Source organism: Jannaschia sp. 2305UL9-9, from assembly GCF_041403465.1.
In the GTDB taxonomy this organism is placed as follows: domain Bacteria; phylum Pseudomonadota; class Alphaproteobacteria; order Rhodobacterales; family Rhodobacteraceae; genus Jannaschia.
In genome coordinates, this window is record NZ_JBGEHM010000001.1 from 1,317,655 (window position 1) to 1,335,703 (window position 18,049).

13 protein-coding genes are annotated in these 18,049 nt (G+C 66.5%); 4 read left to right on the plus strand and 9 right to left on the minus strand.

The annotated features are described in order from the left end of the window. Positions 1–15 precede the first annotated feature (15 nt). Positions 16–1,731: a glycosyltransferase 61 family protein gene (locus tag V6N07_RS06470; protein WP_371154920.1), complete on the plus strand. Its 1,716-nt coding sequence runs from the start codon at positions 16–18 to the stop codon at positions 1,729–1,731. On the opposite strand, the gene V6N07_RS06475 is transcribed toward V6N07_RS06470, so the two are convergent. The 5 genes from V6N07_RS06475 to V6N07_RS06495 form a co-directional block, all read right to left on the minus strand. Further along, the gene (locus tag V6N07_RS06475) at positions 1,719–2,051 is read right to left on the minus strand and encodes a DUF3253 domain-containing protein (RefSeq protein ID WP_371154922.1); all 333 of its coding nucleotides are present in this window, start codon (positions 2,049–2,051) and stop codon (positions 1,719–1,721) included. The genes V6N07_RS06470 and V6N07_RS06475 overlap by 13 nt on opposite strands. Beyond that, positions 2,011–5,013: an isoleucine--tRNA ligase gene (ileS, locus tag V6N07_RS06480; protein ID WP_371154924.1), complete on the minus strand. Its 3,003-nt coding sequence runs from the start codon at positions 5,011–5,013 to the stop codon at positions 2,011–2,013. Before ileS ends, V6N07_RS06475 begins: the two co-directional genes overlap by 41 nt. A gap of 346 nt (positions 5,014–5,359) precedes the next feature. Continuing rightward, positions 5,360–7,966 (minus strand): DUF2339 domain-containing protein, encoded by a 2,607-nt coding sequence (locus tag V6N07_RS06485; RefSeq protein WP_371154925.1) that lies wholly within the window; start codon positions 7,964–7,966, stop codon positions 5,360–5,362. A gap of 67 nt (positions 7,967–8,033) precedes the next feature. Continuing rightward, a complete protein-coding gene (locus V6N07_RS06490) occupies positions 8,034–9,674 on the minus strand; it encodes an FAD-dependent oxidoreductase (RefSeq protein WP_371154927.1) in 1,641 nt (546 codons plus the stop codon). Beyond that, positions 9,675–10,745, minus strand: a complete 1,071-nt coding sequence (locus V6N07_RS06495) for a YcjF family protein (RefSeq protein WP_371154929.1) — start codon at positions 10,743–10,745, stop codon at positions 9,675–9,677. A gap of 159 nt (positions 10,746–10,904) precedes the next feature. Here V6N07_RS06495 and V6N07_RS06500 point away from each other — a divergent pair, with 159 nt between their 5' ends. Next, positions 10,905–11,639 (plus strand): hypothetical protein, encoded by a 735-nt coding sequence (locus tag V6N07_RS06500; RefSeq protein WP_371154930.1) that lies wholly within the window; start codon positions 10,905–10,907, stop codon positions 11,637–11,639. A 15-nt stretch (positions 11,640–11,654) separates the two neighbouring features. Here the strand turns inward: V6N07_RS06500 and V6N07_RS06505 are convergent, their stop codons facing one another. Further along, positions 11,655–13,052, minus strand: coding sequence for a YcjX family protein (locus tag V6N07_RS06505; RefSeq protein ID WP_371154931.1), 1,398 nt, complete (start codon positions 13,050–13,052; stop codon positions 11,655–11,657). Positions 13,053–13,204: 152 nt separating this feature from the next. Here V6N07_RS06505 and truA point away from each other — a divergent pair, with 152 nt between their 5' ends. Together truA and V6N07_RS06515 are read left to right on the plus strand one after the other, a co-directional pair. Next, positions 13,205–13,975 (plus strand): tRNA pseudouridine(38-40) synthase TruA, encoded by a 771-nt coding sequence (gene truA / locus V6N07_RS06510; protein WP_371154933.1) that lies wholly within the window; start codon positions 13,205–13,207, stop codon positions 13,973–13,975. Positions 13,976–14,181: 206 nt separating this feature from the next. Continuing rightward, positions 14,182–15,366, plus strand: coding sequence for an L-lactate dehydrogenase (locus tag V6N07_RS06515; RefSeq protein ID WP_371154934.1), 1,185 nt, complete (start codon positions 14,182–14,184; stop codon positions 15,364–15,366). Here V6N07_RS06515 and V6N07_RS06520 read toward each other — a convergent pair. From V6N07_RS06520 to dapA, 3 genes are all read right to left on the minus strand, one after another. Next, positions 15,329–16,471, minus strand: coding sequence for an MFS transporter (locus V6N07_RS06520; protein WP_371154936.1), 1,143 nt, complete (start codon positions 16,469–16,471; stop codon positions 15,329–15,331). The two genes, V6N07_RS06515 and V6N07_RS06520, sit on opposite strands and share 38 nt — an antisense overlap. A gap of 134 nt (positions 16,472–16,605) precedes the next feature. After that, positions 16,606–17,082 carry an SsrA-binding protein SmpB gene (gene smpB, locus V6N07_RS06525; RefSeq protein ID WP_371154938.1) on the minus strand — a complete coding sequence of 159 codons (477 nt, stop codon included), beginning with the start codon at positions 17,080–17,082 and terminating at the stop codon, positions 16,606–16,608. An 80-nt stretch (positions 17,083–17,162) separates the two neighbouring features. Next, positions 17,163–18,035, minus strand: a complete 873-nt coding sequence (gene dapA / locus V6N07_RS06530; protein WP_371154940.1) for a 4-hydroxy-tetrahydrodipicolinate synthase — start codon at positions 18,033–18,035, stop codon at positions 17,163–17,165. Positions 18,036–18,049 lie beyond the last annotated feature (14 nt).

Sequence of the window (18,049 nt, forward strand, 5' to 3'; positions counted from 1 at the left end):
GCCCGGAGACCACAGATGAACGCCGCGATCCGCAAATCCTGGAGCAGGCCGCCCGAGGATTTCTTCTTTTGTCCCGGCATTGATCCGGGACTGTCCACGCTTGCCCCCTTACCGCCGATGTGGCGGACCCGGCCTCGCGCCCGCCTCGCCGCCGGAAGTGTCAGCGCCTACCCCGAAGTGTCGGAGCGGATCACGGACCATATCGATACGCATTTCCGGCGCCGGGCCTTTCGTGCAGGCATCGAGACGACGACCATTCCGGTCCTGCTGGAAGACGTCGTGGCCGACGGTCATTTTCTGTCGGTGGGCGGGAAATGGTTGCTGACCGGTGCGGCGGGCACGCGGTTGCGCAATCGATACGCGTGGAAGAACGAGGGCCGCCGGGACACGGACGCCGAAACATCCGCATACTTTGCACGCCTGCAGGCCGACGATCCGCCGCCCCCACCCGTCACGAACCGGCCGCCCTCGACCCTGCCTTTCGTGATCGATCTGCGCAATGGGACCAACTTCTATCATTTCCTGACCGAGACAGTGGGTCAGCTCTGCGCGGTGGACACACAGGATTTCGCAGGCCCTGTCCACATCCACACCAAGGGAGAGGAAGTCCGCCCCTTCATCCGGGCCTGGGTCGAGGCGCTGTTTCCCCGGCTACGTGGCAGGGTCCGGTATCTGACCCGGCGTGCCTCCTACGACCGGGCGCTGTCGGTCCTGAACTCTCGCCACTATTATTACCAGACGTCGGAGCGGGTGATCCCGTCTCTGGATCAACACGCACCGGACAGCCACTTCTGGAAAGGGCGGGATCCTGACCGCAATTCGCAGGCAGTGTTCGCGATGAATTCCTGCGATCAGTCGATGGTGCGACTGCGGGAAACCGCCCATCGCCTGATCGCGGATGGCGACTGGTCCCACCTGCCCCGGCGCTTCTGGGTCGGGCGCAAGTCGGACCGCAACCGCGAGATGGCGGGGGAAACCGCCCTTACCGAGCAGTTGGCCAAGCGCGGCTTTTCCGTCGTCTATTTCGAAGACCTCAGCCCACTGGAACAGGTTGCCATCATGGCCCGAGCCGAGGTGATGATGAGCTATCACGGCGCCGGTTTCGCCAACATGCTGTTCGCGGGCAAGGACACGCATTGCATCGAGGTCGGAACGCTGCAGACCTGCCTCTATCGATGGCAGGACTTCATGCCCCATGCCCTTGCGTCCGGCTGCCGCTACACTTCGCTGTTTGCCGACTACAATGTCGACGACCCACAGGACGCGTTGGAGGATCGACAGGGCAAATCGCTGGCCCCCGTGGCCCTTGGCCCCGTCGGACAGGCCAAGGTGCTCGGCTTTGTCGATGCCCTGCTGGGGCGGGTCCGCGTCGCCAACCTGCAGCGGCTTCAGGAACTGGCCGATCTTCTTGCCCGGCTGGAGGATTACGAGGCCTTGAAACGCCTGCTCGATGCCCACCCCGGCGCGGAAAAGCTGGATCCGGATCTGATGATCCTGCGCGCCAATGCGTTGCAGGGCACGGGCGATCCGGGCGGCGCGTTCGATGCGCTGGCCGCTGCATGGCAGGCCACGGGGGACAGGCCCTTCCTTCTCGAACGCCTGATCCTTCTGGGGCGGGATCTTGGCCGCGATACCCGCGCATCCGAGGCCGAACATGCAGCCGCCTTCGAAAAGCGCGCGACACTTCTGGCCCGAAAGCTGAGACGACAGGCCGCCGTTCAGGGGGCCTGACGCAACCGGATGGGCCCCCGCGCGGCGACCGGATCGACCGCCGTTCCGCCTTGCGTCGCCTCTATCTGCGGCAGACCTGCGGCGACGGCCCTGATCCGGGGCATGAGCGGGCGCCAATCGTCGGTCAGCGCGCGCGCGACCTCGGATGGGCAGAGGGTGGCGGGGGCACGTTCAGCCGCAAGCGTCAGGATGGCATCGGCGATCTGATCATCTCGGACATCGTCCATCATCGCATCGGGGCCAAGCGGATTGCGCCGGTCGAAACCGGCGCAATCAATCTCACGACAGGGCCGCGTCGCAGCGGCCGCAGACACCGTCATGACCATGCGATCCGACATCCGGCAGGATCTTCCAGCATCGCTGGCACTTGCCACCCTCGGCATGGGCAAAGACCACGGCGACATCGCCCCCGTCCTCGGGACGCCACGCGTCCGCGGGTGCGGGTGCGGGTGCGTCGCTGATCGCGATGCCGCTGGTGATGCACAGATCGTCGAACGGCACCTCGCGCAGGATGGCGGCCGTCTCGGCGTCGACGTGAACGACCGGCGCAGCCTCGAGCGACGAGCCGATGATCTTGTCGCGGCGTGCCACCTCCAACGCGCCGGTGACCGCACGGCGCACGGCCCGAATGCGCGCCCACTTGGCGGCCAGCGCGTCGTCCCGCCAACCGGGGCGGGGGGCCGGGAAATCCTGCAGGTGGACCGAGGAGTCGTCGCCCGGATGCACCTCCAGCCAGACCTCTTCCATCGTGAAGGGCAGGATCGGGGCCAGCCATGTCGTCAGCCGTTCGTGCAGCAGGGCCAGAACGGTGCGCGCCGACCGCCGCCGCAGAGTATCGCCATCGCAATACAGCGCATCCTTGCGCACGTCGAAGTAGAACGCCGACAGGTCGATGGTCGTGAACTGGAAGATGGCGTTCAGAACGGCGGCAAAGTCATAGCGCGCGTATCCGTCGCGCACGACGTCGTCCAACTCCGACAGGCGGTGCAGGACCCAACGCTCCAGCTCCGGCATCTCCAACGGGTCGGCGACGTCGGCGGTGTCATGCTCCGACAGGGAACCCAACAGGAAGCGCAGCGTGTTGCGCAGACGGCGATAGCCGTCGGCCACGCCCTTCAGGATCTCGGGCCCGATGCGGTGATCGTTGGTGTAATCCACCTGCGCGACCCAGAGGCGCAGGATATCGGCACCGTATTGGTCCACGATCGTCTGCGGCGCGATGATGTTGCCCAGCGACTTGGACATCTTCACGCCCTTCTGGTCCAGCGTGAAGCCATGCGTGACCACGGCGCGGTAAGGCGCGCGCCCCTTGGTGCCGCAGGCCTGCAACATGGACGAATGGAACCACCCGCGATGCTGGTCCGTGCCTTCGAGGTAGACGTCGGCGATGCCATCCTCCGACCCGTCTGCGCGGTCGCGCAGAACGAAGGCGTGGGTCGACCCTGAATCGAACCAGACGTCGAGGATGTCATCGACCTTGTCCCATTCGGCGGGATCGTAATCCTCGCCCAGGAACCGCTCCTTGGCGCCTTCGGCATACCACGCGTCCGCGCCCTCGGTTTCGAAGGCGGCGATGATGCGCGCGTTGACGGCCTCATCGCGCAGCAGGAAGTCGGGATCGTCGGCCTTGGCGCCCTTGCGCACGAAACAGGTCAGCGGCACGCCCCACGCCCGCTGTCGCGACAGGACCCAGTCGGGCCGGTTCTCGATCATCGAGAACAGGCGGTTGCGCCCGGTCTTCGGCGTCCAGGTGACCAGCTCATCGATAGAGGTAAGCGCGCGCTTACGAACTGTTTCGCCATAGCTGTCCTGTCCGTCGCCCACGGCCTTGTCGATCGCGGCGAACCACTGCGGCCGGTTCAGGCGGATGACGGGCGCCTTGGACCGCCAGGAATGCGCGTCCGAGATGGTGATGCGGGACCGCGCCAGCAGTTTGCCACCCTCGACCAGTGCCGCGATCACGGCCTTGTTGGCGCCGCCCGGCTTCTTGCCGTTGGCGCTCAGGATCGTCTCACCACCGAACAGCGGCAGATCGGCGCGGTAGCTTCCGTCCGCCTCGATGTTGAAGGTCATCTTCAACCCGTGCTTCAGGCCGATCTGATAGTCGTCGTCGCCGTGGCTGGGTGCCGTGTGGACAAAGCCCGTACCCGCGTCGTCGGTGACATGGTCGCCGGGGAACAGGGGAACGTCGTAATCCCATTCGCCATTGTCGGCGGCACCGCGCAGCGGGTGCGCGCAGATCAGCGCGGCCAGTTCCTCGGTCTGCACGTCGCGGACGCGGCGCCACTGCCCCGCCTCCAACCGTGCGGCCGTCAGCGTGGCCTCGGCCAGCGCATCTGCCATCAGATAGGTGTCGCCCACGGCGACCCAGCATTCCTCGGGCGTTCCCGTGACCTCATAGAGACCGTAGGAGATTTCGGGCCCGAAACAGATCGCGCGGTTCTGCGGGATGGTCCACGGCGTCGTCGTCCAGATCAAGACCTGCGCTGCTTTCAGCTGTGCCTCGCGGGCAACCGATGCTTCGACGATATCGGCGCGGGCTTGCTGACGCTCTTCCTCTTCGGCGTAGGCGACCTCCGCATCATAAAGATCGGACTGCGCCGAGACGATCGGGAACTTCACCCAGATCGCGTCGACCTGACGGTCGTGGTATTCGACCTCTGCTTCGGCCAGCGCGGTCTTTTCCACCGGCGACCACATCACGGGCTTGGACCCCTGATACACCAGGCCGTTCATCAGGAACGTCTGGAATTCCGCCGCGATCACCGCCTCGGCGTGGTAGTTCATGGTCAGGTAGGGATCGGCCCAGTTGCCGGTGATGCCGAGGCGCTTGAACTCCTCACGCTGCACATCCACCCAGCCGGCAGCGAACTCGCGGCATTCGCGGCGGAACTCGACGACATCCACGGCATCCTTGTCGCGGCCCTTCTGGCGGTATTTCTCCTCGATCTTCCATTCGATCGGCAGACCGTGGCAATCCCAGCCGGGGACGTAGCGCGCATCGTGCCCCATCATCTGGCGCGACCGCACGACCATGTCCTTGAGCGTCTTGTTCAGCGCGTGACCGATATGCAGGTTGCCGTTCGCATAGGGCGGGCCATCGTGCAGGGTGAAGGGCGTCCGCGACCCATCTGCCGCCTTGTCGCGCAGGCGGTCGTAGACGCCGATCTTCTCCCAGCGGGCCAGCCATTCCGGCTCGCGCTTGGGCAGGCCCGCGCGCATCGGAAAATCGGTCTTGGGCAGGTTCAGGGTGGCTTTGTAGTCGGGGGCGTCAACGCTCATGTCGGGCGTCCTTTGCGAACAGGGGATCAGGGATATGTCGATGTGGGCAGTCCAGCATCTTTGCCCGGCAGCCCCTCACGTCAGGGCGCCGGGGGGGTAATTCGCAGACCTATGATCGCGTTTCCCGTCATCGCGCGCCTTATAGGCGGCCCGCACGGCGGGGGGCAAGCCGATCCGTGCGCCAATCCGGCGGTTAGGACAATCTTAATCACCGGCCCCGATAGTACGAAGCAGGAGGAGATTTCATGACCCTGACTTTGCTGCTTGCCTTCGCGGGAACCGCGATCCTTGTTCTGACACCCCTCTGCCTGCCACCGGCGGTGCCCGACCGGACAGGGGATGACGCCTAGTCCTCAGCCGTCTCGGGTGATGAACTCTCGGACCTCGCCCCACCGGCCCAGCGGTTGAGCCACGCCAAACCGGCAAGGCACAGCGCCAGCGCGACAAAGGCCCCGACCCGCAGAAGCCCGGTCAGCGATGCGGCATCCACGACGAACACCTTTGCCGCCGTCAGGCCCAGCAAACCGACACCCGCGCGCCGCCAGCCATCGGCCCGGGCCGCTATTCCGTGATAGAATACACCGCCCCCTACCAGCAGGAGGGCAACGGTATACGTCGTGATCTCGGCTTGGCTCGCCCCCTCCGACAAAGGCATGCCCGCCGCGCCGTTCCAGAAGTGACGTATTACGAGCGCCAGCCAGACACCGCCCAGCGCCACCCCCAGCATGCGCGCCACGCGCCCCGGATACAGCATCAGCAGAGCCCCCGGCAGCAGATAGGCCGCCGCCAGTGAATTTACGATGATCGGCCCCCGGACCACCCCGGAGAAGAGATCGGCCAACAGCGGGTTCAGCACCGTGAGGACAACAAGCATGAGCAGCCCGCCCAGCCCGGCAAAGACCCAGCCCAGCGCCATGCGAACCCGGCGCAACGCCACGATCGCCCCTGCCCGTCGCAATTGCACCCATCCCAGCAGAATCCAGATCGATCCAGCCAACCCGGTCACGAGGTGCGGCGTCGCGCCGTCGAACGCGACCGCACCGCGCCAGAGTGCCAGGATCGCCGCAAGGCCGACGAAGGACAGGCTGGCGGTCTCGGCCACGACTTCGCCGGTGGTGCGATCACGTCCCCGCAAGAGATGCCAAGCAACCCCAAACCCGATGATCGCGGTGCCGAACGACAGGACCACCGGCGTCAGAGGCGCGTCCAGCGCCCACCCCCACCCCGGCACACCAAGCAAGCGCCATGCCGTAAAGGGCGCCCCCAGGACGACAAACCAGACCAGCAATGGCAGGCGGAACGACCGATCCAGCATCGCCGCCACGGCCGCCATGATCGCGATCGCGCCTGTCAGCGCCGCTTCCCCCACGATCTGCGCGAGGCCGTAGGCGATCACCGTAAAGGCCATCACCGCGGCGAGCGAGGGGCGCAGCCGGTCCAATCCATCGCGCGCCGCCCAGATACCCGCCAACCCGGTCAGACCGGCGGCAACGATCATGGCAGCAATCGACCATCCCCAAGCCCCGATCAGGTCCGGCGCCGCCCAGGTCAGATGCAGGGTCAGCCCGACTGCCGGTGCCATGACCGTTGCCGCAAGGGCCCAGCCGACAGGATGCGTGCGATCCCCGGCGGAAAGGGAGCGCCACGCCGCGAGCCCGGCGGCCACCCCACCGATCGCCAGAACCCAGAGAGCCTCGGCCCGCGTCCCCGTGTCGGTCAGGGCGATGCAGGCCAGCATGGCCCCGAGGGGGAGCAGCGTCAGATCCTGCAGGGCGCGCGCACGATGCGCCCAGATGGACAGCGCCCCGATCAGGACGGTCGCCACGGCCATCGACCACCAGAAGGCGACCTCGGCCGCAACGATCACCGCGGCGCATCCCGCGGCAACGGCGAAACCCGACAAAAGGGTGGCTGGTCGGACAAGGCCGCTACGCCGGGCGAGCAGAGCTTCGCCCAACATCGCGCCGCGATGATCCGGCCACAGGCGCCCGACGGACAGGGCGAGCGTCGCCAGTGTCAGGGCGGTCACGGCAAACAGGTGCGCGGCGACCGTATGGGGCGCGGCCGCCGCCAGAACGGCGCTGCCTCCGAATCCCGCGGCGAGGGACAAAAGGCTGACCCATCGCCAAGGCCAGCGTCGCACCGCGTCGACCATCAGGCCCGCAAGGCCGAGAACCGTGAAATAGGCATGCAGGCCCGCCACATCCTGCGATGCGCCCCCGACGATGAAGGGCGCCACAGCACCGCCGACCAGACCAACGGCGATCAGCAGGGGGCCGTGGAACCACCCCAACGCAATCGCCACCACGGCGATCGTCGCGAGGCCAAGCAACGACATGTTCGGGCCGATAAGGTCATACAGATGGCGCGCGCCCAGAAGCGCCGCGAACAGGGTGACGATACCGGCGCCCGACGATACCGACGGCAGATGGGCTGTCACGACCTGCGGACCATCGCCCCACCGGCGGCGCAACCATTCGCCCGCCGCGATCAGGCCGCTGCCGAAAAGAACGGCGGCCGCGACCCGCACGGATGGCGGCAGCAAGCCCTGCTCCGCGCCGTATTGGATCAGGAACACACCGGCGAGGGCAAGCGACGCTGCGGCGACGACGTAGAACCAGTTTGCGGCCAGCCAGTCGACCGTCCGCGCGCGCCAGTCGGGCCGGTGCAGATCCGGCTTTGGCAATGGGGGCCGTGTTTCGGGCAAGGGCGCGGGGGGCGCCGCATCCGCCTTGGCCAAGCTCTGCCACGGGCCCTGTACGGCCTCGGGCACCGCCGGTCCCGTGCCGACCCGCTCGGCCGTAGCGGTCCGCTCGGTCAGGGTCAGCAGCCGTGCCTCGGCGCGTGCCAACCGGCGCGAGAGGGCCGCGACGCGGACAAGAAGATACAGCACCCCGACCGGTATCGAGATTGCCGTCAGAACGACGATGAGGATGAGAAGTTCTCCGCCCATGTTCTGCGTCCTACCCTCGACCGTGGCGGCCCGCTACGGGAACCCGCGACGCGTCCGGGCGTCCTTCCTAACGGGTCTCGGCATCCCGCGTCAGGGACACGTGTTCCCAAACCTTGGAAATCACGACCGACCCTTCGCCAACCGCGCTTGCGACGCGCTTGACGGATCCGGCGCGCACATCGCCGATGGCAAAGATGCCATCCTGCGAGGTGGCAAAGGGGCTGTCACGGCCGACGGCGTCCCCGGTCAGCAGAAACCCCTTGCCGTCGCATTCCACCGTCCCGCCCAGCCATTCGGTGTTCGGGGCGGCGCCGACCATGATGAACAGCGCACGGGTGTCGACATGGTCGTCCCCCTCCCGGACGCCCGCGCCCTTGAGGCGCACGCCGTTCAGATGATCATCCCCCTCGAGGCTCTCGACCTCGGTCCGGTATCGAATGCGAATTGCGGGATCGGCCTCCAACCGAGACGACAGGTAGGACGACATCGACGCCGCGAGGCTGTCGCCACGGACCAGCAGGTGCACGCATTTCGCGTGACGCGACAGGTACATGGCGGCCTGTCCCGCCGAATTGCCGCCACCAATGATGACGACCTCCGTGTTGCGGCAGAAGCGGGCCTCGATTTCCGTTGCGGCGTAGTAGATCCCGGCGCCTTCCAACGCCTCCAGCCGGTCCAGCGGCAGGCGGCGATATTGCACACCCGTCGCGACCACGATGGCGCGGGCACAGGTCTCCGTGGTGTCGTCGAGGGTGATGCAGAAGGTCCCGTCCTCGGCCTTCGTCAGGGAGGTCGCGCGGCGTGGCACGGCAAACCGCGTTCCGAATTTCAGGGCCTGAACCTCTCCGCGCCAGCACAGATCGGCGCCGGAAATGCCCGTGGGAAACCCCATGTAGTTTTCGATCCGGCTGCTGGTGCCGGCCTGTCCGCCGATGGTGGCGTCCTCGACCACCAAGGCGGACAGCCCCTCGGCCCCCGCATAGACGGCCGCGGCGATTCCACCGGGCCCACCGCCGACGATCAGCACATCGTGGAGGGTGTCGCCATCAAGATCGAGATCGAGGCCGAACAGTTCCGCCACCTTGCGCGGCGTGGGGTCGGGGATGACGCGGTCCTTGCCGAAGACGACGGCGGGATGGCGCGGGACGAGCGAACAGGACATCGCCAGATCCCCCGCCTCCGCATCGTCGAGGTCGAGCGCGCGGAACGGAATGCGGTTTCGCGTGGCAAAGGCCCCGATCGCGCGGATGTTCCGGTCGCGATCCATCCCGATCAGGGTCAGCGAAGCCTCGCCGCTTTCCAATAGCCGCCGCCGGCGCGCGGCAAAGACGGTGACGATGATGTCCGACATCTCCGGCACCTTGGACATCAGGGACAGCATGGCATCGCGCGGCACGACGAGAAACCGGCAATCCGACACGGTTCGCATGGCGAGCATGCTGCTGCCACCGGTCAGGAAACTGATCTCGCCCGAAAACTGGCCGGGCCCCATCGAAGCGCCGCCGTATCGGGTGTCGGTCACGGAATCGATGGCCTCGGCCTCGCCTTCGAGGATGTAATGGAACAGGTCCGCCGGACCGCCAAGCTCCGTGAAGACCGTCCCCCCCGGTATCGCCACCTCTTCGGCCACCTCCCGGATGAGGGCGACATGCGCATCGGTCAGCGGGGTGCGCACCATCGTGCGCAGGTCGGCGGCAAGAGATTCCATTCAGGTGTCCTTCTGGCCGAACAGGCCGGTCAGCGAGCGTTGCACGAGGGTCGTGATCCGTGGCGGTTTCTGATGCGTGAACGGCAGGGGGCGACACACCTCCATCGCGGCAAGGCCGACGCGGGCGGTCAAGGCGCCGTTCACCAGACCCTCGCCGAACCGGCGGCTCAGTTTGGCAAGGACACCACCGCCCGCGACCGAATGGATCAGGTCGTCGCCCACCGCCACGGCGCCGGTCGCAGCCAGATGGGTCAGGACGGTCCGCGCAAGGCGCCAGCTGCCCAACGTTCCGGCGCGCCCACCATAGATCAGGGCAATGCGCCGGATCATCCGCAGGTTCGACGTGAGCGCCGCGATCACATCCGCAAAGGCCAGCGGCACCACCGCCGTGACCAGGGCGACCTGACGGGCCGCCGCCTCGACCTCACGCGCGGCGGCCGTGTCGAGGGGGGCCAGCAGATCGCGTTCGATCGCGGCAACCATCGCGGGCGCGTCGAAGATATCGCCACGTCGCGCGGCCAGCTCCTCCCGCCCCCATCGGGTATCGGGACGCCCGGCATAGAACGCGACCATCCGGTCCGCCAGCTTGCGGCTGTCCTCCAGATCGGTGGCAGCGGCGGCCTGTTGGCGCAGTTCATCTATCCGACCCAGCCGGGACAGGGCGGAAACCTCTCGCAGGATGACGACCCCGCAGACCAGCAGGAACGCCCCGACCAGGGCCGATGCCATCAACCCCAGCACGGGGTTCGCGGCCAGCAGGTCGGTGACGAAGGTCCAGGCGGCGACCGAGATCACGAAGGTCAGAACCGCGCCCAAGGTGCCCCAGAACCATCCGGCCAGCGACCTGTCCCGACGGCCCGCCAACAGGGCGACGGTCTGCATCGCGCGTCCCGACGGCGGGGGGACAACCTCGGCCTCGGGCACGGGGGGCGCGGTTGCGGGGGTCACGGGTCCTTGTGGCGGTGTCGTTGCATCCGCCGCGCGATCGGCTGCGCGTGGCTTCGGGACATCGGCCTCCACATCGAACAGCACGGCGCCACGACGGCGTTTACCTTCTGGTGGGACGGGCATGAACGGCTCTCCTGCGGACAAGGCGAACCTATGACCTTTCGCGCGCGATGCAATGCCGCCCTTGGGCCGCGGCGGTGCCTTTGCCTTGCCACGAAGGCAGCAAAGTGATGCCGCACATATGGTTAACAAGCGCGCAGTTCCCGCATTTCGGATCATGAGATGACACAGTTTCTTACCAGTTTCGCCTCCGACGAAAGCGCCGCCGTCACGGTCGATTGGGTCGTATTGACCGCCTCTCTGGTCGGCATCGGCCTTGCCGTCAGCGGCGTCGTCTCGACCGGCATCGAGGCACAATCGGACGATATCGACACCGTTTTGCGCGGTTCTCTTATCCATACCTCGTTCTCGTCCCGCTACGGCAGCGTTGTGACCGACTTTGCCAATGACGTCAGTGGCTGGGCCTTGTCTGCCGGCATCGGATCGGCGCAGATGTTCCATTCCTCCGATCCCGGATCGGACGGCGCGCCCGGTTACATGCGCTTTGTCGACACCGGCAACGGTGGTGCCGCCTATCTCGGCATGAGCACGCCCTACACCGGCGACCAGAGCAAGCTTTTGGGCGGAACCATCGGGTTCGACATGCAGATGATCTCTGGCGGGCGGGCGATCGCGGACAACGAAGCACGCTATCCGATCCTGCGCATCACGGGTGCGAACGGCGAGACGATGCAACTTGCGGATGCCTATGCGCCCGTCAATTCGGAATGGAGCAGCTTTTCCGCCGATGTAACTGCGGACGCCGGTTGGATGATCAACGGCACCGCCGCAACGCAAAGCCAGATGGAGGCAATCCTGTCCGATGTGTCGCAATCGGAACTGCGCATCGAACAGGCCTATGGCGGCGGCGAGATCATCGGTCTGGACAACGTCGCGTTCAAGAACGGAAGCCGTTAAGCCCCGGGCGACGGCCTACAACCTGTCTGCCAGCAGGAACTCTGCCGCCCGGTCCAGCCGGATGAACGGTGGCCCCTCCCCCGGTCGCAGGGTCAGGGGCGCGGGCGCGAACTCCATGATGTCGTAATCGCCGTCCAGCCACGCTTCGGCCCCCTGCATCGCCGGTGTCAGGACGTGGCTGGGGTCCGGCGGCAATTCCCCAGGGTAGAGCGCGGCGTCCTTGCCCGTATCCAGCAACCGCCCCCGCACGACCGGCAGGGTCTCTCCTTGATGCTCGCGCATCTCCTCGACGGTGGCGCGCAGGGCCGCGATCGACAGGGCTTCGGTCTGGGCCCCGGCGAAAGCGGCCTTGCGACGGGCGTCCGAGACCATCGCCTCCAGTATGGCCGTCAGGCGCGCGTGTTGCGTGTGATGCAGATGATCGGCCTTCGTCGCGGCAAACAGGACGCGGTCCACGCGGCGGGCGCCGAGCAGCGTCATCAACCAGTTCAACGCGCCCGGTTTGAATGCCGACAGGATATCGGCAATCGCGGCCCGCATCTCCTCGACCGCGCGGGGGCCCGACCGGATCGCGCCCAGCACGTCCAGAAGGACCACCTGCCTGTCCAGTCGCGCAAAGTGGTCGCGGAAGAACGGCTGCACGACCTTGGATTTGTAGGCTTCGAACCGTCGCTCCATCTCTCGGCGCAACGACCCGCGCGGGGCGGCCCCCGGTGGCAGGGGCGCGAAGGTCAGGGCGGGCGACCCCTCCAGATCGCCGGGCAACAGAAAGCGGCCCGGTGTCAGGTCATAGGCCCCCGCCTGTCGCGCCTGTCGCAGGGCGGTCGTGTAGGACGCGGCCAGCGACTGGGCCACAGGCTCCTCCAAACGGGCCTCGCCGTCGGCGGCATTCATCTCGTCGAGGTAGGTGTCTGCGCCCCAATCGGTCAGGCGCCGCAAGGCGCGTTCGGACCACTGATCGTAGGTCTTTTCCATCAGCCCGAGGTCCAGAAGCCATTCGCCCGGGTAATCCACGATATCCAGATGCACGACGCGCGCGGTCCGCAAACCCGCCAACAGCCCGGCAGGCCGCACCTTCAGCGACAGGCGCAACTCCGATACCGCGCGCGTGCCGTCGGGCCAATGTGGCGTCCGCGAGGTCAGCGCCGCGAGATGCCGTTCGTAGTCGAAGCGCGGAATGGTATCATCCGGCTGCGGCTGCAGGAACGCGGTATCGATCCGCGAAGTCGCGCTGAACCCGGCCATGCGGCCCCGGTCCATCAGGTTCGCCACCAGCGACGTGATGAACACGGTCTTGCCCGCCCGCGACAGGCCCGTCACGCCCAGACGGACGGTGGGGTCGAACACATCCGTCACGCTGGACGCCACATCCCCCACGCCGCGCGTTACCGCATCCGCCAATCGTCCGATCATCGCGCACCCTTCCACTGTCGTGGCGGAAGATAGGCACGACGGGGCAAAAGGGAAAGCCGTGGCCCGGATGCCGGGCCGAGCCCCCCGCCCGGAGGGGTGCGCACGGCATCTCCCCCCTTGCCCTTTGCCGCCCGCCCCCCGTAGTCAGCGGCATGCCCCGCTACGCCATGCGCATCGAATACGACGGACGTCCCTTTGCCGGGTGGCAACGACAGGACGGCCCCGATTCCGTTCAGCAACGGTTGGAAGAAGCCTTTCGCGCCCTCGACCCGAACGTCCCCAGCATCGCAGCCGCCGGACGCACCGATGCGGGGGTCCACGCCACGGGACAGGTCGCCCATGCCGACATGGCGAAGGAGTGGACCCCGTTTCGCCTGTCCGAGGCCGTCAACTGGCACCTCAAACCGATGCCCATCGCAGTCACGGCCTGCGCCCGCGTTTCGGATGACTGGCACGCGCGGTTTTCGGCACGGGAACGGCGCTATACCTTCCGCATCATCGCGCGCAGGGCGCCCCTGACGCTGGACGCGGGCAAGGCGTGGCGGGTGATCGGCCCCCTCGACGTCGATGCCATGCGGGCGGGGGCCCGTTTCCTGATCGGGCAACATGATTTCACGACTTTCCGTGCCTCGATCTGTCAGGCCAAGAGCCCGGTCAAGACGCTGGACGAGGTGACGTTCGATGAACACCCCTACCCCGGCGGTCAGGATATTCGCATCCACCTGCGCGCGCGCAGCTTTCTGCACAACCAGGTGCGCAGCTTTGCGGGCACGTTGGAACGGGTGGGCGCCGGAGCGTGGGAGCCGTCGCGCGTGAAAGACGCGCTCGAGGCGCGGGACCGTGCCCGTTGCGGCCCGGTCGCCCCGCCCGACGGGCTGATCCTGACCGGGGTCGGCTATCCCACCGATCCGTTCACCGCCTAGCCACGACGCTCGCTCGACGTCGCGGGCCTGTCCAGGCCGCGTCAGCGATCACGCCACGAGGGTGCCGGCCCCGGAGGGGACCGCTTGCCTGTCTGCGGGGCGGACACGCCATGCACGGGGCCCCGAACAGCGTGAATGAACGTTGCACGAAACGCCGGTATTGGTTAGATGTTCTTACCAATACTGCCTTTTCAAAGGACGCCGCCATGCCCCCGGTCATAACCAACATCGACGATTTGCATGCCATCTACCGCAGGCGCGTGCCCAAGATGTTCTATGATTACTGCCAGTCGGGCAGTTGGACAGAGCAGACCTTCCGCGAAAACGAGACCGACTTCGACAAGGTGCGTCTGCGCCAACGCGTCGCCGTCGACATGGAGGGTCGCTCGGTCGCCTCGACGATGATCGGACGCGACGTGTCCATGCCCGTTGCCCTGGCCCCCGTGGGCCTGACCGGCATGCAGCACGCCGACGGAGAGATCCTCGCCGCACGCGCCGCCGAGGATTTCGGCGTGCCCTTTACCCTATCCACCATGTCGATCTGTTCGATCGAGGACGTGGCCAGCCGCACCTCCAAGCCGTTCTGGTTTCAGCTTTACGTGATGAAGGACGAGGCGTTCATCGACAACCTGATCGAACGCGCGCGCGCGGCCGGGTGCGATGCGCTCGTGCTGACTCTGGATCTGCAGATCCTCGGCCAGCGGCACAAGGACCTCAAGAACGGCCTGTCCGCCCCGCCCAAGCTGACGCCCGCGACCATTGCGAACCTCGCCACCAAGGTCGGCTGGGGCCTCGAGATGATGCAGACGCCGCGGCGCAAATTCGGCAACATCGTCGGTCACGCCAAGGGGGTGAAGGACACCTCCTCCCTGTCGTCCTGGACGGCGGAACAGTTCGACCCCGCGCTCGACTGGAAGAAAATCGCCCGCATCAAGGAAAAGTGGGGCGGCAAGCTGATTCTGAAGGGTATCCTCGACGCCGAGGATGCGCGCATGGCCCTTAAGGTCGGGGCCGACGCGATCATCGTGTCCAACCACGGCGGGCGACAGCTGGACGGCGCCCTGTCGTCGATCCGCATGTTGCCCGAGATCATGGACGCCGTCGGCGCGGATACCGAGGTGCACATGGATGGCGGCATCAGGTCCGGGCAGGACGTGCTCAAGGCCATCGCCCTCGGCGCGCGCGGCACCTACATCGGCCGCGCCTTCATCTACGGCCTCGGGGCCATGGGCCAAAAGGGTGTGACCCGCGCGCTGGAGGTGATCCACAAGGAGCTGGACACGACCATGGCGCTATGCGGCGAAAAGAACATCCACGATGTCGGCCCGCACAACCTGCTGGTGCCCAAGGGCTTTACAGGTGAGTGGGAGTCACCCGTGCGGAACGGCTGAGCGGCCAGATCACCGCCAGCAGCAACGCCACGGAGGCAAAGGCCCAGCGCAAGCCGAACGTGTCCGCCCCGATCCCCATCAGGGCGGGCGCGATGAAGAAACCGGTGAACCCGATCACGGCCACGCGGGCGATCACGGCCGTGCGTTTCGACGCATCGGCCAGACGGCCCGCAAGGGCCAGCCCCATCGGCCCGATGACTGAAATGCCAAGCCCCTGAAGTCCAAACCCGATATAGGCGACTACGGGGGTGGGGGCCGTGGCTGCGATCAGAACGCCGACCACTGCCAGGCCGGTCGCAAGACGGATGACCCAAAGCTCGGAAAAACGGGCCGCGACCGCCTGCCCCGAGAACCGCCCGATGGCCATCGTGATACCCAGCATGGCGGGCCCGAACGCGCCCTCTGCCGCGCCGCCGCCAAGCGTCCGCTCGATATGCAGGGCGGACCACGCCTCGACCGTCGCTTCGGCCATGAAGCCGATCAGGACGATCGCACCACAGATCGCGACAAGCCCCAAGGGCAACCCGCCCGACGCTTGCGGTCCCTCCTCGACGGGTTGAACGGCCATCTTCTGGAAGGGCGCGGTCGACAGGACCAGCAGGGCCGTGACCGCGAAGATCGCCTGCGGCTGCCAATCGAGTTCGCGCATGGCACCAGTCAGCAGGGCCGACAAAGCGTAAGCCACGGAAAACATGGCGTGGTTCACATTCATCAGGCTGCGCCCCGTGCGTGCCTCGATCTCCGACACGCGGGCGTTCATCACCACATCCGTCAGGCCTGACGTGGCCCCCATCAGCAGCAGCACGCCGAAGAAGACGGGCACGGTCGTGGCCCATCCCGGCAGGAAGACCATCGCCCCCAGCATCAGCGTACCCAGCGGCATCGCGAACGCACCCAGCGCCTTGTCCCAGCGCGGCGCGGCATAGAGTGTCGTCGTCAATCCGATCGCCGTGGCCAGCAGCAGCAGACCGAAAGTTGCATCATCGACCCCGATCCGCGCCTTCAGAACCGGCGCCATGGCGGCGAAACACCCCCAGGTGAACCCGACAGCCATGAAAGCGGCGACGGGCGCCCGGCTCAGGGCGACGGCGGACAGGATAGACATGATCGGAACTTCCCAAGGCGGTTCGACGACCGGTCAACAGGACGAAACCGGCGCTGGCAAGTCCTGTTTCTTCCTGGTCGAAATACTCCGGGGGGGTCGAAGACCGGGGGCAGAGCCCCCTCCCTCCTCCACGCTTATCCGTGATCCTTCATCAAGCGGGCCTTCTGACGCTGCCAGTCGCGCTTGGCGACGCTTTCACGCTTGTCTTCGGTCTTCTTGCCCTTGCCGACCCCAACCTTGATCTTGGCCTTGCCGCGATGGTTGAAATACAGCACCAGCGGCACGATAGTATAACCCTCGCGCGCCGTGGCATTCCAAAGCTTGCTGATTTCCTTCTTTGAAACCAGAAGCTTGCGCCGCCGCCGCTCCTCGTGACCGAAGGTCTTGGCCTGGGTGTAGGGCGCGATGTAGCCGTTCACCAGCCACAGCTCCCCGTCCTTCACCTCGGCATAGCTTTCGGCGATGTTGGCGCCGCCAAGGCGCAGGCTCTTGACCTCCGACCCCTCCAGCATGATGCCGCATTCGATGTCGTCCTCGATCGCGTAATCGTACCGCGCGCGCCGGTTTTCGGCGACGACCTTGTAGTTCTTTTCTTCGGGTTTCTTGGCCATCCTGCTCACTTAGGGATGCGGGGCGTCCCTGTCCACGGGTGCCGTGCGATGCGATCCAAGATCGTCCGGCACCCGCGGGATCAGTTCAGAAGACCGGCGTGCCGCATCGCGTCCGCTATCCGGGCCTTGGTGCCCTCGGTCGCGGGGACAAGCGGCAGGCGCACATCATCGCTGCAACGCCCCAGAAGCGACAGGGCGTATTTCGCGCCGACCAGACCCGGCTCGGCAAAGATCGCATGATGCAGGGGCATCAGCCGGTCCTGAATGTCCAGCGCGGTGGCGTAGTCGCCCGCCGCGGTGGCGTCGTGCAGTTGCGCCAGCAGACGGGGCGCGACGTTGCACGTGACCGAGATGCAGCCAACGCCACCTTGGGCGTTGAACCCATGCGCAGTCCCGTCCTCGCCGGAAAGCTGCGCAAAATCCTTGCCGCAGGTCAGGCGCTGCGCACTGACACGGGCCAGGTCGCCCGTCGCATCCTTGACCCCGACGATCATCGGCAACTTGGCCAGTTCGCCCATGGTGGCCGGCGACATGTCGACCACGGACCGGCCCGGAATGTTGTAGATCACGATCGGCAGGCCGACCTCGGCCAATGCGGTGTAATGCGCGATCAACCCCGCCTGCGTCGGCTTGTTGTAATAGGGTGTGACGACCAGCGCCGCATCCGCACCGACATCCTTGGCGTGCTGGACGAGCCGGCGCGCTTCGGTCGTGTTGTTCGATCCGGCCCCGGCGATCACCGGAACGCGGCCGGCCGCGCGCTTGACCACGGCCTCGACCACAGCCTCGTGTTCGGCATGGGTCAATGTCGGGCTTTCGCCGGTCGTGCCGACGGGAACGATGGCGTCCGTCCCCTCCTCGATCTGCCAGTCGACGAGCGCGTTCAGCGCGTCATAGTCGACGACATCATCCTTGAAGGGTGTCACCAACGCCACCATGGAACCTTTGAACATCGGACGTATCCCCC